Origin of the sequence: Roseiconus lacunae (assembly GCF_008312935.1) — a bacterium.
GTDB classification, from domain to species: Bacteria; Planctomycetota; Planctomycetia; order Pirellulales; family Pirellulaceae; genus Stieleria; species Stieleria lacunae.
In genome coordinates this window covers 104914-120266 of the sequence record NZ_VSZO01000002.1, presented here as the reverse complement: position 1 = coordinate 120266, position 15353 = coordinate 104914, and the positions used below count along the sequence as shown (strand labels likewise).

Annotated in this window: 13 protein-coding genes; 4 read left to right on the top strand and 9 right to left on the bottom strand. The window is 55.7% G+C overall.

Translation table 11 applies throughout. The features are described from left to right. Positions 1–3: 3 nt before the first annotated feature. From FYC48_RS06795 to FYC48_RS06775, 5 genes are all read right to left on the bottom strand, one after another. The gene (locus FYC48_RS06795) at positions 4–324 is read right to left on the bottom strand and encodes a metal-sulfur cluster assembly factor (RefSeq protein WP_149495951.1); all 321 of its coding nucleotides are present in this window, start codon (positions 322–324) and stop codon (positions 4–6) included. Between the two features lie 4 nt (positions 325–328). Further along, on the bottom strand, positions 329–1642 hold the full coding sequence (sufD, locus tag FYC48_RS06790; RefSeq protein ID WP_149495950.1) for a Fe-S cluster assembly protein SufD: 1314 nt from the start codon (positions 1640–1642) through the stop codon (positions 329–331). Between the two features lie 276 nt (positions 1643–1918). After that, a complete protein-coding gene (gene sufB / locus FYC48_RS06785; protein ID WP_149495949.1) occupies positions 1919–3325 on the bottom strand; it encodes a Fe-S cluster assembly protein SufB in 1407 nt (468 codons plus the stop codon). A gap of 100 nt (positions 3326–3425) precedes the next feature. Next, entirely contained in the window at positions 3426–4241 is an 816-nt protein-coding gene (gene sufC / locus FYC48_RS06780) for a Fe-S cluster assembly ATPase SufC (RefSeq protein ID WP_149495948.1), read from the bottom strand. Positions 4242–4350: 109 nt separating this feature from the next. Continuing rightward, complete coding sequence (locus FYC48_RS06775; protein ID WP_149495947.1) at positions 4351–5073, bottom strand: helix-turn-helix transcriptional regulator; 723 nt, start codon at positions 5071–5073, stop codon at positions 4351–4353. A 326-nt stretch (positions 5074–5399) separates the two neighbouring features. Between FYC48_RS06775 and FYC48_RS06770 the strand changes: the two genes are divergently transcribed. Together FYC48_RS06770 and FYC48_RS06765 are read left to right on the top strand one after the other, a co-directional pair. Continuing rightward, positions 5400–6503, top strand: coding sequence for a glucose 1-dehydrogenase (locus tag FYC48_RS06770; protein ID WP_149495946.1), 1104 nt, complete (start codon positions 5400–5402; stop codon positions 6501–6503). A 497-nt stretch (positions 6504–7000) separates the two neighbouring features. Beyond that, entirely contained in the window at positions 7001–8794 is a 1794-nt protein-coding gene (locus tag FYC48_RS06765; protein WP_149495945.1) for a 30S ribosomal protein S1, read from the top strand. 304 nt (positions 8795–9098) lie between these two features. Here the strand turns inward: FYC48_RS06765 and FYC48_RS06760 are convergent, their stop codons facing one another. The 3 genes from FYC48_RS06760 to FYC48_RS06750 are packed head-to-tail and all read right to left on the bottom strand — an operon-like array spanning position 9099 to position 12411. After that, on the bottom strand, positions 9099–9530 hold the full coding sequence (locus tag FYC48_RS06760) for a GNAT family N-acetyltransferase (protein ID WP_149495944.1): 432 nt from the start codon (positions 9528–9530) through the stop codon (positions 9099–9101). Positions 9531–9546: 16 nt separating this feature from the next. Then, entirely contained in the window at positions 9547–10689 is a 1143-nt protein-coding gene (locus tag FYC48_RS06755) for a glycerate kinase family protein (protein ID WP_149495943.1), read from the bottom strand. Between the two features lie 39 nt (positions 10690–10728). Further along, positions 10729–12411 carry an alpha-amylase family glycosyl hydrolase gene (locus FYC48_RS06750; RefSeq protein WP_149495942.1) on the bottom strand — a complete coding sequence of 561 codons (1683 nt, stop codon included), beginning with the start codon at positions 12409–12411 and terminating at the stop codon, positions 10729–10731. A gap of 338 nt (positions 12412–12749) precedes the next feature. On the opposite strand from FYC48_RS06750, the gene FYC48_RS06745 reads away from it, so the two are divergent. Then, entirely contained in the window at positions 12750–13820 is a 1071-nt protein-coding gene (locus FYC48_RS06745; protein WP_149495941.1) for an acyl-CoA dehydrogenase family protein, read from the top strand. 15 nt (positions 13821–13835) lie between these two features. Continuing rightward, on the top strand, positions 13836–13991 hold the full coding sequence (locus tag FYC48_RS06740) for a GxxExxY protein (protein WP_149495940.1): 156 nt from the start codon (positions 13836–13838) through the stop codon (positions 13989–13991). 355 nt (positions 13992–14346) lie between these two features. On the opposite strand, the gene mdh is transcribed toward FYC48_RS06740, so the two are convergent. Beyond that, positions 14347–15294, bottom strand: coding sequence for a malate dehydrogenase (gene mdh, locus FYC48_RS06735; protein WP_149495939.1), 948 nt, complete (start codon positions 15292–15294; stop codon positions 14347–14349). Positions 15295–15353 lie beyond the last annotated feature (59 nt).

The window sequence follows — 15353 nt, the reverse complement described above, 5'->3', positions numbered from 1 at the left end:
TTACTAAAAGATACCCAAATGATCTCTAGCCTCATCCGTCATCCGATCAGGCGACCATGGGGGCTCCATCACAACTTTGACCTCGCAGGAATCCACTTCCTCGAGCTCTTCAGCGGCCGCCTTCGTCCCGGCAACCAATTGTGGTCCCGCCGGGCACATCGGGCTGGTCATCGTCATGTCGACTTGGACATCGTGTCGTCCGTCTTCTTTCTCTTCCAAGATATTGATGACGTAAACCAATCCCAGATCTACAATGTTAACGAAAAGTTCCGGATCGATCACCTGCTTTAGTGATTCACGGACTTTGTCTTCTGCTAAAGCCATCGATTTACTCGTATTCTCGAACTTGGCGGGCGATCGCTGCACCGAGCGCTTCCCGCACACTTTCAATGGTGATTCGGTCAAAGATTTGTTGGAAGAAGCCCGTTACGATCATGCGAGTGGCTTCTTTCTGGGTGAATCCACGGCAGCGGGCGTAGAACAGTTGTTCCTCATCCACCTTGCTGGTCGTGCTCCCGTGGGTACAACGAACGTCGTCAGCTTCGATTTCTAATCCCGGAATCGAATCGGCGCGGGCGGTCGGCGAAAGCACCAAATTGTCGTTCCGCTGATAACCGTCGGTCTTTTGAGCGATCGGGTCAACCTTGATCATCCCACGCCACACAGTGCGACTATTATCCTGCTGTGCGGATTTGTACAAAAAGTCACTGTGACAGCTTGGCGCGCGGTGGTGTTGCTGGGTGTGGTAGGCCAAGTGTTGGCGGCCTTCGGTGAACATCACTCCGTTGACCTGGCTGTCCGCACCGGGACCCACCAAATCGACCGTCTGGTTGACTTTGGAGAGCATCGAACCCATCGCGGCGATCGTCCATTGCAAGTTGCAGTCACGATCGATGACCGCTTTTTGCTGTGCAAAGTGATAGGCCTTGTGTCCCCACTCTTGCAGACTAACAAAACGAAGATTCGATCCGGGCTTTTGAATCAACTCGATCGAACCGAGGTGCAAGCCACCCGCGCTCGGATCGACGCTGTTGTATTCGTGCAGCACTGTTGCTTCGGCGCCCTCTTCGAGCACGACCAGTGTATGCGTCGTGTCGGTACCACCATCGGTCATGATCGATCCGATGTGCAGTGGTTGGCTAATCGTTACACCGCGGGGGACATAAAGGAATTGTCCGCCGGCCATGAAGGCCGCGTGCAGTGCCGCGAACTTGTCGTGATCGGGGTCAAAGGCGGTGAACAAGTGCGGCCGAACGAGATCGGCATGAGAATTAGCGAGTTGGCTGAGCGGCCCAAAGACGACGCCTTTGGATTCGAGTTCCGAAGCCAGTGAGTGGTTGACGACGGCACTATCGACGGTTTCGATTCGGCCGCCAAGTTCAACGCCGCTGATCAACTGGTGCGGTGTCTGGGTAACCGTTGGTTCGGAGCTCTCGAGGCTGGGTAGGCCGAATTTGTTGAGTTGGAATGCGCGGATGTCCGTCCGGATCCACTCCTCGTGTCGGCGGTGTGGCCAATCCATTTTGGAGGCGTGCTCGAACGCTTCACGGCGAAGCGCGACCAACCAATCTGGCTCGGCGACTTGGTCTAACAAAGCATCAAAGCCGGCTTTGTCAAACGCGTAGGCGGTGGAAGATGACATTGAGTGATGTTGTAAAATTTAAAAGGACAGCGTGTGTTGGCAGGCCAACTAGGCGAAAGGCAGAAGTGCTATCTGGGCGGCCACTTCTGTAAGCAATGGCATCGCCACTCCGTCGGCTCGCCGGACTGGGCGGCCGAAAATCAACGAGTGTTATTGCCGGAGCGATGCCGATTGGTTTCGCGAAGCCAATTGGAATCGCGAAGGGAAGTTTGGACCGCCCCAAAACGAATGGCCAATGCCGATTCGTTCGCTCTCGAAGAAGGATGCGTGGTCGAATTAACCGACGCTGCCTTCCATCTGCAGTTGAATCAGCCGATTCATTTCGATGGCGTATTCCATCGGCAACTCTTTGACGAGCGGTTCGATGAAGCCATTGACGATCATCGTGCTCGCTTCTTGTTCGCTCAAACCGCGAGAGAGCAAGTAGAACATTTGCTCTTCGCCGATTCGCGAGACGCTTGCTTCGTGGCCGATCTGGACGTCTTGCTCACCGATCTCGATATAAGGATAGGTATCACTTCGGCTTTCCGGATCGAGGATCAACGCGTCACAGACGACGTTGTTCTTGCTGTTGTGGGCTCCGGGTTGAACGGCGACCAACCCACGGTAGCTGCTGCGTCCGCCATTCTTGCTGATGCTCTTGCTGATAATCTGCCCGGTGGTATTAGGGGCTTCATGGACCAGCTTGGCACCGGCGTCTTGGTGTTGGCCGGCACTCGCAAATGCGATCGACAGGATCTCGCCTCGTGCGCCGGGCTCCTTCATGTGAACCGCGGGGTATTTCATCGTCAACTTGCTACCCAAGTTACCATCGACCCATTCCATGGTCGCGTCACCGTAGGCCCAAGCTCGCTTGGTCACCAAGTTGTAGATGTTGTTCGCCCAGTTTTGGATCGTCGTGTATCGGCAACGGGCGTTGCGTTTGGCGACGACTTCGACGACCGCACTGTGCAGGCTTTCGGTGCTGTACATCGGCGCGGTGCAGCCTTCGACGTAATGGACGTTTGCCCCTTCATCGACCAGGATCAAGGTCCGTTCGAACTGCCCCATGCTTTCGGCGTTGATGCGGAAGTACGCTTGCAGCGGGAAGTCGATCGTGACGCCTTTGGGGACGTAGATGAACGAACCACCGGACCAAACGGCGCTGTTGAGCGCGGCAAACTTGTTGTCTTCCGGCGGGATGACTTTGCCGAAGTATTCACGTAGCAATTCCGGGTGCTCGCGAACGGCGGTGTCAGTGTCGGTGAAGATCACGCCCTTCTTGGCAAGGTCTTCTTCGAGCGATCCATAGACGACTTCGCTTTCGAACTGAGCTTTCACGCCGGCGAGAAACTTCTTTTCTGCTTCGGGAATGCCAAGTTTGTCGAACGTGTCTTTGATTTCCTGGGGGACATCTTCCCAAGTCCGACCTTGTTGCTCGGTCGGCTTGAGATAGTAGTAAATGTCTTGGAAATCGATATCGATCGAGCCGCCCCACTTGGGCATCGGCTTGGACTCGAAAATCTCCAGCGAGCGTAAGCGGAACTCACGCATCCAATCCGGCTCATTCTTGATGTCGGAGATTTGATGGACAACGTCCCGGTTCAAACCCTTCTTGGCTTTGAATACACCGGTCGTTTCGGTGCGGAAGTTGTACTTGTTGATTTCGCCGATTTCGGGCTTTGCCGGTACGTCAGTGCTCATCGTTCTATTTGCTCTCCACGTTCTGGAGCGAAGTGTGTTGGTTTAAAGCTCACGCAATTGGTCGGGGCAAACGGCGCGGCGGTGTGCCGCACCGCAAAAGTTACGCCATCGCTTCTTCGGCGAGCATTTCTTGGTTACGCGCGTCGGCTTCGGGGTAGGCCTTGCGGATGCGATCGTAACCTTGGCGGTGCAATTCGTCGGCCAGTTCTTTCCCACCGGTTTCGACGATACGGCCACCGAGCATCACATGGGTGAAATCTGGTGGGTTGTGTTCGAGCAATTTGTCGTGGTGGGTGATGATCAGCAGACCCATCTTTTGATGCCCGATGTCGGCGATCGACTCACTGGCCAAGCGAACCGCGTCGGCATCCAGCCCAGAGTCAGTTTCGTCGAGCACGGCAAACTTGGGTTGCAGCATCGCAAGTTGCAGGATTTCGGCACGCTTCATTTCACCGCCCGAGAATCCATCGTTGACGTAACGGCGAGCGAACTCGACGTCCATCCGCAAGTGCTGCATTTTGTCCTTCAGCTCTTTGCGGAACTCACGCATTGGGATCAATTCCTCGCCTTCCTTTCGGTCTGGACGGCGGACGTTCGTTGCGGCATGACGCAAAAAGTCAGCCATCTTGACACCCGGGATTGCCACGGGGCGTTGGAAAGCCATGAAGATCCCCGCACGGGCTCGCTCGTCGGGTTCCATCTCCAAGACATCCTGATCGTCAAGCTTGATCGATCCGTCGGTGACTTCGTAACCTGGGTGTCCCATGATGGCCAACCCAAGCGTGCTTTTGCCGCTACCGTTGGGGCCCATCAGCGCGTGTGTTTCGCCATGGTTGATGGTCAAGTTGACGCCTCGCAAGATCGGCTTGTCGCCGACGGAAACGTGAAGGTCTTCGATTTTCAAGACGTGCGTCATATTCGCTAGACTTCTTGCTGGTGACTTAAAACGTACTGTGAGTAAATATTCGATTGGTGCGGAAGTCATCGGCCACCGAGGTGACCGTCACCGATCCGCGATTGGTTTGTCAATGATGGGTTGACCGCGTCGCGTCGGACGATCCAAGCCCGACAGATTCGTTCGGTGCTGCCGGAGTGAACTGGCAGCATGAATCGCCATCCTTTCGACACTGGCTTAACTGCACCGGTTTGCCCAACGCTTCGGAAAGCAGCAGTTCTTCCAGCCGACACATCGAGTGGTCATGCTCTCCGTTGGCCAGCGTCGGGAATGGGCAACATCTAATGTCCAGAACCGGTAACTTGCCATCGGAAACAACGTCGCTGACGACGCGGCGTTCGCTAAGCAGTTCGCTAAGCAGACGCATGCGTTCTTCAAGCGGCGTGCTGGCATCCATCCGAGCATCGGCCAATCGCGAGGCATATTCTTTGCCCATCCGTTTGGCGATGCCGGCCAACATCCGGTCTCGCAATTCTGGATCTTCGATCGCCAGCATCTCCTGCCACATTGCCTCGGCCAACTCCGTCGAATCGGCACTGTTGATGCGGCGTCCTTTCTCGGTCAACCGATACTGGTAGGTCGGGCGACCGCGTCCGGCGACCACTTTTTCCCGTTCGATCAATTCACGCTCCAGCATTCGGTCGATTCGCTGACGAACCGCAGTGGCTGTCACGCCAAGCCGGTCGATCAAATCGCCGACACCGATCAATGCGTCCGCGGGCATCGCGCGTAACAATTCACGGTCGACGGATCGAACCACCGAATGGTCGGACTTGCCGTTAATTGAATGCATGACCAGAATTGGGTCGAATGGATAAAGATTCGTTGTCTACGCTCGCTTCCAACACTTCTACTGTTGCAACCGTCGGCATTTTTGACAACTGCCGTTGTGAAAAATCGGTTAGAACTCACCAGCGACTCCGCTGTAACGGGGCTTGGGACGCCGTTAGACCCTCGTTTCGAGGGGGGAAGGGAATCTAATGACGGCTAGGGACTCGGTGTCGCAGTCGGATTTTCCCAGCGACGCACCCCCTAATACGCTGCAGCCGACCCTGGTAGGATTCGCACCTCCCGGACTTCAGGTCTCCATTTCTACCCAACTCCCAGCAGCCACCAGCTATGAAAGCCGTCGCGGTTAAACCCGGCACACCGAACAGTGTTCACCTGACCGACATCCCCGAGCCCTCGCTCGATGCGTTCCCCGATGGCAATGGGGTATTGGTAAAGACGTTGAAGGTCGGCGTTGACGCGACCGACCGAGAGATTAACGAGGCGTTGTACGGAAACGCTCCCGAGGGCGACGATTATTTGGTGATCGGGCACGAATCTTTCGGCGTGGTCGAGGCGGTCGGTCCGAAAGTTCGCCGCGTCAAGCCGGGCGATTATGTCACCGCCACGGTGCGCCGCCCGGGCGGTTCGATCTATGACATGATCGGCACCAACGACATGACCAGTGAAGAGACGTACTACGAGCGTGGGATCAACCTACGTCACGGTTTCATGACCGAAAAGTTCGTCGACGAGGAGGAATACATTGTCCGTGTTCCCGAAGGTCTCAAGCATTTGCATGTGCTCCAGGAACCGATGAGTTGTGCGGCCAAAGCGGTCCAGCAGGCTTACGAGGCACAGCAGCGAATGAAAGTTTGGCGTCCCCGTTTAGCGTACGTGCTCGGATCGGGTCAGATCGGTTTGCTGACGACGCTGATTTTGAAGCTTCGCGGGCTGGAGGTTTATACGCTTGCTCGTGGCGAAGCGCCGAACCTGAAAAGCGAAATCGTCGAAGGGATGGAGGCACACTATGTCAGCACGCGTCAAACGCCGATGAACGAATTGGTCGCCAAGACCGGCAAGCCAGATTTGATTGTCGACGCGACCGGCAGCAGCAAGCTCGCGTTTCAAGCGATGCAATACGTCGGTCACAACGGCGTCGTGGTCTGGACCAGCATCACCGGCGGCGACCAAAACATCGAGATTCCGTCGGACAGCGTGAACTTGAACTGGGTTTTGGGCAACAAGTTGCTGCTCGGTAGCGTCAACGGTAACCGCACGCACTTTGAAAGCGGGATTCGTGACCTGGCGCTCGGCGACATGATGTTCCCCGGCGTGCTGAGCAAAATATTGACGCACCCGGTCGATGGCTTGGAGAATTACCAGGAAATGATGCGTCTATTGGTCGAGGAAAAAGACGCCCTCAAGGTCTTCGTCAACGTCGCCGAAGAGTGATCTTGCGGCGCCCGCCGCTGACCGGCGTGGGCGGCGATGCTGTCACGCCGCAGGGACTGATTTGTTTAGTCCGATAGGTCGTTTGTCTGTCCAAGCGGACCATTCGGTCAGATTCGCCGAGTTGGCATTGTCGGCGGTGCCGGACTCTGATAGCTTCACGTGAATTGACATTTGGGTACGTTGCCCGAACTTTGCCTCGGCAGGCGTCGAAGATAACGCCGCCGATTGTCTCGCATCGCTTCTAAGACATTTTTTGCGATCGGCGGGACGTGTAAAGCATTCAGTTTCATCCACTGACCCCCCGAATCTGCCGCGAGCAAGTCACAGCGATCGCCTGAGCGAACGATGGACGCCTTCTCATCCTCCGCGGCGTCTGGCGAGAGATCCCACCCTGTAGATCGTCGATCCGGTTGATCTTCACGTGTGACCTTGCCACGCACCGTCTGGAGCGACTCCGTCTGAAGCGACGCTTGCCAACGATTCTCCCGGAAAAACACATGGTTAACCGCAATCTCATCCGTTCCCTCGAAGACGACGACATGCTCGATGATCTGGCGACATTGGCGCCAGAAGAGGAAACGGAAGATTGGCTGCTCGATTTCCTTCAGCACGCCGAGCAGCAGGATTACAGCCAGGGCCAAATCGTCGACGGTAAGATCGTCGAAATGAACGACGAGTGGGCTCTGATTGACGTTGGCTTCAAGAGCGAAGGCACCGTCAGCCTGAACGAATGGGGCCCCGAAGAGGCCAAGCCGAAGGTCGGCGATATCGTCCGTGTCTTGATCGAAGAGATGGAAGATAACTTCGGCGCCGCCGACGATCCTTACGGGATGATCTCCCTGAGTAAGGAAAAGGCCGAAAAGATTATCGAGTGGGAAAAGATCATCTCGACGATCGGCGAAGGCCAGGTGGTTACCGGCTGGGTCATCCGCAAAATCAAGGGCGGTTTGCTAGTCAACATCGGCGTCGATGTGTTTTTGCCAGGCAGCCAGGTCGATATCCGACGTCCCGGCGACATTGGCGATTTCATCGGCCGCGTGATCCAAGCCGAAGTGCTCAAGATCGACGACACCCGCCGCAACATCGTCATCAGCCGCCGCTCGCTGATCGAAAACCAACGCGAAGAAGATCGCGCGTTCTTGATGCAAGAACTCGAGGTCGGTCAGATCCGCAAAGGGATCGTCAAGAACATCGCCGACTTCGGTGCGTTCGTCGACCTCGGCGGTATCGACGGTCTGTTGCACATCACCGACATGGCATGGGAGCGTATCTCGCACCCGACCGAAATGGTTTCCATCGACCAGGAAATCGAAGTCAAGGTGCTTCACATCGACCGCGAAAAGCAAAAAATCGCTTTGGGTCTGAAGCAAAAAGATCGCAACCCGTGGGAAAACATCGAGCAGAAGTACCCGGTCGATTCCAACCACATGGGCGAAGTCGTCAATGTGATGAGCTACGGTGCGTTCGTGAAGCTCGAGCCCGGCATCGAAGGTCTGGTTCACATCAGCGAAATGAGCTGGACCAAACGGGTCAATCACCCCAGCGAATTGGTCAACATCGGCGACAAGATCGAAGTCAAGATCTTGGGCGTCGACCCCGAAGGCCAGCAGCTTTCGCTGGGTATGAAGCAAACCCAAAAGAACCCTTGGGAAGACGTCCTCGAGCGTTACCCCGAAGGAACCGATGTCAACGGAAAGGTCCGCAACCTCACCAACTACGGTGCGTTCATCGAACTCGAAGAAGGCATCGATGGATTGTTGCACGTCAGCGATATGTCATGGACTCGCAAAATCGGTCACCCCAGCGAAGTGCTGGAGAAAGGCCAGGAATTGCAGTGCCGTGTCCTTAGCGTCGACGAGCAGCGTCGCCGAATCGCCCTCGGACTCAAGCAACTCGATAACGACCCCTGGGACGGCGACATTCCAGACAAGTACCAACCCGGTCAACTGGTCAAAGGAACTGTCACCAAGATCACCAACTTCGGTGTCTTCATTGGTCTCGAAGACGGCTTGGAAGGTTTGCTGCACATCAGTGAACTTGCCGAGCACAAAGTCGAGAACCCCGAGGAAGTCGTCAAAGTCAACGACGAAATCGAAGTCAAAGTCTTGCGTGTCGATACCGACGAACGGAAGATCGGCCTCTCGCTCAAACGTGTCGAATGGGGCGAAGAAGAAGAGCGTGCGGCAGCCGAAGCGGAAGCCGCCGAAGCCGGCGATGTTCCTGCTCAAGATGGCGAGCTAAAGGGTGGTCTGGGAAGCGGCGAAGGCCCGCTGTTCCCACCAGCAAACTAGGTTCGGTTGCGTCAGCCGTGCTCGTCGCATCCAGCGTCAAGCACTGCTGATCGTCATGCGAGTTCGATCACAAACCTCTCTTCGTTTCGGCGAAGGGAGGTTTTTTATGGCGCTCAACAGTCTGCAACTAAGCTTCGCCTTCGACGAATGCCCGGTGGGAACGTCGGGGCTCCGGCCCGGTGAGGGCTACACCAGCCGACTGGACCTCGGCCATCCAAGTACCCGCCCTCCGGAGATGATGACGCAGTTCTGTGGAAGGTTTGCCCGGAAACAACGCCTGCCCAGAAGCTCTAACGCAATCGCATCATGGTTTCCGGTCACACTCGTGAGGTGTTTCAGCGGCGCGGCGAATCCAACAAGACGGATGTGATTCCATCCCAATGTATGGGTAGTACGTTGCCGCCGCAGGCGCGGCTAACAGGATCAGATTGGTTTGCAATCCTGCCTGCTGATGTGAAAACTCGATTAATCGCCGGCCGATGCCTTGACGCTGAAATGCTTCGTCGACTGCCAAATCCGACAGATAGGTACAGTAGTGGAAGTCGGTGATCGATCTTGCGACACCGACAAGCGATCCTTCTTCACTCCGCGCGGTTGCAATCACGTCGGCCTTTCGCAGCATCCCTTCGATGATTTGAGGCTGATCGACTGGACGCCGAGCGGCTAGTGTCGACCGGCGCAACAAGTCGACGAACGTGTTGGCCGAAAGTTTCGGTTCGATTTGGTAGGTGATCAATTGTTTGACGCCTTTCTCAGCCGTGTCGCATTTCGTCGGTGATCAGTTCTCCTGCCGCGGACGTCACCAGTTCTGCGGCTCGCCGAATTGTTTCATCTAGGGGGCGATCTTGTCGATGGATCTGGACGACACCAGAAAGTCCCAGGTCGGAGAAAGATTTGCGTTCAAGATTTAGTTGTCCGCAGATCGCTTTGACTGGCACGTTGTACTTTTCGCCCACATCGGCGACACCACGGACGAGCTTGCCGTAGGCGGTTTGGTCATCGATACGGCCTTCGCCGGTCACGATCAGGTCAATCGTTCCGGCGGCGAGTAGCGTTTCCATTTCGGCGAGTGTGAGGACGAATTCAATTCCCGAGATAAAGTCTGCCTTTAAGAATGCTTTCAGACCGTAGCCGGTTCCGCCGGCCGCGCCGGCACCTGGGACCTCAGCCGCGTCGGTTGACAAGTCACGCCGAACGATCGATTGCAAGTGATCAAGGCCGGCGTCAAGGTCGCGGACCATTGCCGCGTCAGCGCCCTTTTGTGGCGCATAAACGAATGCAGCTCCCTCGCTGCCCAGTAGCGGATTGGAGACATCGTTGACCGCGATGATGCGAACGTCGGAGGCTCCTGGCGTAACGGATGCCGAATCAATTCGATCGATGCGGCCGAGTTGTCCTCCGACTGGATCGATCGTATTGCCGGAAGCATCGAAGAAGCGAAAACCAAGAGCCTTCGCGATCCCGCATCCTCCGTCATTGGTGGCGCTTCCTCCCAGTCCAACGTAGATGGTTTTTGCACCACGGCTCATCGCGGCAAGGATCAATCGTCCGGTGCCTTCCGTCGAAGTCTCGGAAGGGTCGCGTTCGTCGGCGCGAAGCAGCTCCATCCCACTTGCCCGAGCCATTTCCACATAAGCGACCGATTCGCTTTCATCGAATCCGAATTCCGCCTCGATGGGGCGTCCCAGAGGATCGACCGTATCGCAACTGACGACGGCAACCGATGGTCGACATTTGATGATCGCATCCAAAAATCCATCGCCTCCGTCGGAGGCAACGACATGATGAACGATGACGTCAGGAAGCTTGCCCTTCAAGCCAGCTTCGATGGCAGCGATGACCTCGCTTGCCGTCAGTGAGCCTTTGAATTTGTCAGGGACGATCAACACATTCATCTTCAGGGGAACACCATATTGAGTGTATTCATTCGGGGCTTAGGTCATCCTGAGCCAGCGGAACTCGAACGGTTGTAACGTGATCGACGTGACATCGGAACCACTGCCGAGTTGTTGACCGGTTAAAAGATCAGTGAGTTTTTCACCCGGCAGTGTGATCGCCTCGTCGGAATCTGAAAAGTTATGAACTGCGAAGAGTGTTCCGTCGTCGTTGGATCGCCGAATGACAAAGACGGGACCGGCCGAGTGATATTCGGCAGCGACAAACGGAGCAAACAATGGCTCGCCCCCGCGAGCGGTCAACATTGTCTTGTAGCGGTTGAAGACCTGAGAGCGAATCGTATCGGGCCGCTCAAGCTCGGCAGCCAGGCTAGGGTAATGCAGCTTAGCACGATTGATACGCCGATTGATTTTCGAATCGATAGCGGCTTGTCGATCGTTTTCCGATCCGATGATCGAATGGTAGTAGATCCCCGGAACGCCCGGCATCGTTAGCATCACTGATTGGGTCAGTAGAAAACGTTGAACGCGGACGCTATCCGACGACGAAGGATCGGTCGCGAAATCAAAGTAGTTGCAGTTAATTTCATACGGCGATTGAGTCCCATCGCCGTTATCACGCATCGAGACAAATCCGCCGTGCGAACGAGCGATCTCGGCTAGTTCCTCGATCGCTTCCGTGCTGACGATCCCTTGCAAAGGACGCACGCCCACTCCGTCATGGCTGGCGGTGAAGTTAAAGAAGCAAGTGCGATCTCCCGGCAAGTCAAGCGAACTGGCCCATCGAGTCAACGTATCAACGTTTTGACGATGAAGCGAATACATCAACAGCGGCGGAAGCGTAAAGTTGTAAACCAGATGTGCCTCATTGCTGCCGTTGCCAAAGTAGGAGATGTTTTCTTCGTGCGGGACATTGGTCTCTGTGATGATGGCAACTTGGGGAGCCAATTGCTCGATGACTTTTCGACAAAGCTGAATGATGCCATGCGTTTGTGGCAGGTGCATGCAACTGGTGCCAAGCTCTTTCCAGATAAAAGCGATGGCGTCCAGTCGAATGTAGCGTGCACCGCGGGCGACATAGAACAGCAGCACATCGAGCACCGCGAGCAGAACGCTCGGACTATGGAAATTCAAGTCGACCTGATCTTCCGAGAACGTCGTCCAAACATGGACTGTCTTGTCGCCTTGTCGAAAAGGATGCAAAAGCGGCAATGCACGTGGACGCGTAACGCTGGAATAATCGGCATCTGGATCAGCAACGATAAAATAGTCCGCGTAGCGAGCGTCACCATCGAGGAATCCTTTGAACCATTCCGAACTTTTGGAAATGTGATTGACGACCGCGTCAAACATCAGTTCATACGACTGCCCCAATTCTTCCATGTCGAACCAATTCCCCAGCGCCGGATCGATCTGGTAGTAGTCCTGTACGCTAAAGCCGTCGTCAGACGTGTAGGGAAAGCACGGCAGCAGGTGGATCGCACTGACGCAGTCACCCAGCTGTTGACAAGCAAACTTTTTGAGACATTGCAGTGGGCTGATCCCGTCTTCTCGAAAACTGTCACCGTAGGTGATCAGAATCGAATCCTTTTGACAAAGTTCGCTCGGGGCGTTTGAGTCGACTGGCTTGATCTCGGCGGCATACTTTTTCAGTAGCGTGTCGATGCCTGCCTGGATCTCTGTCGTGTGGTCGGGGTAAATCGATTGGATCAGTTCAATCATTACGTTCAGCAATTGGAGTTAGGATCATGTGCCCGCCGATCATCCGAAACCGATAGGCACTTCGAGTGCTGGTGTCACGTTGAATTTTTTTGTCGGCGACGAACGCGCCGTGACGCTCTTCGGATTAATCAACGCCCATTGACTTCAACGGGGACAATGCATCTCGGCGGCTCGAACAAGCCACTTGCGTCTGATCCCGCCTTCACATCAGACGCGTGTATTGTGCCCTGCCGGAAACAACGTGGGGGCGGCGAAGCGATCACACGGATACTTGGGGCGTTGAATACGCCGGTACCACCTCTGTTGCGGGAAGCTCCCCCCAGAATAGAATCAAGCAGATGGATCAAAACTTTGAAACTCAATTGGCGAATCTCGAGCTGGCGCTCTACGAACGCGCTTCGCGATGGCGAACGGTGAACGACTGGCCCGCCGAATCCTTGCTGTCGTGTGGTCAGGCGGGAGTGCTTGCTGGGTTAGCGGGGATGTCAGGCTGGTCGGCTTTGAGGCAAGTCCAAACGTTGATCGGTTTGGCGCGAGCCGACTTAGTGACAACCTTTATCATCACTCAGCATCTCGGCGCTCTCAAACGATTGATCGCCAGTGACCGAGCTTCGGAGCAAGCGGATATCATCGAAGCTTTATCCAGCGGACGTTCGATTGGTTCGGTCGGCATCAGTCATTTAACCACCAGTCGGCGGCACCTTGATCGTCCCGTTGTCACGGCATCGCCAGCAGACGGCGGGCTGACCCTTGACGGCTGCATCCCTTGGGTCACGGGGGCCAGCCAAGTCGACTGGATTGTCGTCGGAGCGACGTTGCCCGATGCCACCGAGGTGCTCGCGCTCGTCGATGCAAACACCGCTGGTCTGCAACCGGGACCGGGTGCGAAAATGATCGCAATGGAAGCCAGTTGCACCGACGCGGTTCATCTCAACAGTGTCTTTGTTCCCTGGCTATCGATTCTGGCTGGCCCGGAACTCAATGTCTTAAGCGGTGGCTCGCGAGCGGTAAAAAAATCGAGCGGAGCGGGCGGTCTACAAACTTCGGCCCTTGCGCTCGGGCTGTCTTTTGCCGCCCTTCGATTTCTAGAGGACGAGGCGACTCGTCGCGACAACCTACTTGGAATCGTCGAAAAGTTTTCGGCAGAACATACCCAACTTCGGCAGAGGATCGAATCGGCAACCGAAGCCGACAGCGCGGTCGATCTCGCCGAACTACGAACCCAAGCAAATCAACTTGTCCAGCGAACCACCGCCGCGGCGATGACCACGGCCAAGGGAGCCGGATTGATGGTCGATCATCCGGTCGGTCGCTACTGCCAACAAGCGTTTTTCTTTTTGGTGTGGAGTTGTCCGCAGCCGGTCGCGGACGCACATCTTTGCGAAATGGCAGGGTTGATGGATGCGTGATCGGAGAGCCTTGATTTGGCAACGAAACGAGCCGTCAGGCAAGACCGTTCAATCTTCGCCGCTCAGCTGGTGACGTACTTGAGACTGAAGAACCTCAAGCTGGGCCTGGTGATCAACTCTGGCGAAAAGCTAGTCAAAAATGGGGCCAATCGCGTCGTGAATAAGTTATGAAAAGCGCAGAGACGCGAGGGCGCAAAGTCGCAAAGAAGACAGCTCCGTCAGCTCCCTCCTTTGCGTCCTTGCGCCTTCGCGTTGAAAATAAATTAGACGAATCGTGAACTACACCGAAGCGAAACTCGAAGAAGCATCATCCGCCTCGTTGGCGAGCGACGTTCTTCGCATTCGGAGGTTTCAGGAAGTTTGAGTTAGTGCTGCGTCAGCATCTTAATTTAGGAGAAGCCGCATGGCGTTAGACACGGTAGCAGTGCAATAACCGGGACTAACGCCCATCGGCTGATGAGTGAAACCCCAAGGTTTAAGATGGTGGGGGCACTCGTTTCCTTGATACGCGAACAAGGACGCGCGACTAGCCGGCCAGCAATTCGTCCATGGTCGCGACCAAGCCTTTGACCGCGTCGACGCTCTTTTGGAAGTCCGCGGTCTCTGCATCGGTCAAGTTCAGCTCGATTACCTTTTCGACTCCGCCGCTTCCCATGATCACGGGAACGCCGACATAGTAACCGCCGACGCCATACTCTTTGTCGCACAATGCCGCGACGGGGATACAGCGTTTCTTGTCTTTGACGACCGCTTCGACCATTTGGGCACAGGCAGCAGCTGGTGCGTAGTAAGCACTCCCCGTTTTCAGCAACGAGACGATTTCGGCACCGCCTTTTCGAGTTCGCTCGACAATTTCGTCCAAGCGAGCCGAGTCGATCAGTTGGGTCACGGGGATGCCGCCGACACTGGTGCAGCTGGGGATTGGAACCATCGTGTCACCGTGTCCACCCATCAGAAGCGCGCTGATGTCTTCGACGCTGACGCCGAGTTCCATTGCCAGGAACGTGCGATAACGTGCGGTGTCGAGCACACCTGCTTGACCACAGACGCGTGCGGGATCAAATCCGGTCACCTTCCACATCTGCTGAACCATCGCATCGAGCGGGTTGCTGACGACGATGACGACGGCGTTGGGGCTGGACTTTTTGATTTGTTCGCCGACGCTCGTGACAATTTTGGCGTTGGTGGCGAGCAAATCATCACGGCTCATGCCAGGTTTACGCGGAATCCCTGCGGTCACAACGATGACGTCGCTATCGGCGGTGTCATCGTAGCTGGTCGTGCCAACCACCTTGGAATCGAAGCCCATGATTGGCGACGATTGCATCAAATCGAGTGCCTTTCCGGCGGGCATATCTTCGGTTTGAGGAATGTCCAAGAGAACGATGTCACCGAGTTCAGCCGACGCGCACCAATGGGCGCAAGTCGCTCCTACGTTTCCGGCTCCGATGATCGAAATTTTCGCGCGACGCATGGTGGTTTTCTTTGGCGTTAGAGGTATGCAAGCCGTTGCGGCGGCCGTCCCGCCGAGTT

What these genes read in the sequence shown, in the direction of transcription:
- FYC48_RS06795 (WP_149495951.1), bottom strand. Translation starts at nt 324, where the DNA reads ATGGCTTTAGCAGAAGACAAAGTCCGTGAATCACTAAAGCAGGTGATC.
- sufD (WP_149495950.1), bottom strand. Translation starts at nt 1,642, where the DNA reads ATGTCATCTTCCACCGCCTACGCGTTTGACAAAGCCGGCTTTGATGCT.
- sufB (WP_149495949.1), bottom strand. Translation starts at nt 3,325, where the DNA reads ATGAGCACTGACGTACCGGCAAAGCCCGAAATCGGCGAAATCAACAAG.
- sufC (WP_149495948.1), bottom strand. Translation starts at nt 4,241, where the DNA reads ATGACGCACGTCTTGAAAATCGAAGACCTTCACGTTTCCGTCGGCGAC.
- FYC48_RS06775 (WP_149495947.1), bottom strand. Translation starts at nt 5,073, where the DNA reads ATGCATTCAATTAACGGCAAGTCCGACCATTCGGTGGTTCGATCCGTC.
- FYC48_RS06770 (WP_149495946.1), top strand. Translation starts at nt 5,400, where the DNA reads ATGAAAGCCGTCGCGGTTAAACCCGGCACACCGAACAGTGTTCACCTG.
- FYC48_RS06765 (WP_149495945.1), top strand. Translation starts at nt 7,001, where the DNA reads ATGGTTAACCGCAATCTCATCCGTTCCCTCGAAGACGACGACATGCTC.
- FYC48_RS06755 (WP_149495943.1), bottom strand. Translation starts at nt 10,689, where the DNA reads ATGAATGTGTTGATCGTCCCTGACAAATTCAAAGGCTCACTGACGGCA.
- FYC48_RS06750 (WP_149495942.1), bottom strand. Translation starts at nt 12,411, where the DNA reads ATGATTGAACTGATCCAATCGATTTACCCCGACCACACGACAGAGATC.
- FYC48_RS06745 (WP_149495941.1), top strand. Translation starts at nt 12,750, where the DNA reads ATGGATCAAAACTTTGAAACTCAATTGGCGAATCTCGAGCTGGCGCTC.
- mdh (WP_149495939.1), bottom strand. Translation starts at nt 15,294, where the DNA reads ATGCGTCGCGCGAAAATTTCGATCATCGGAGCCGGAAACGTAGGAGCG.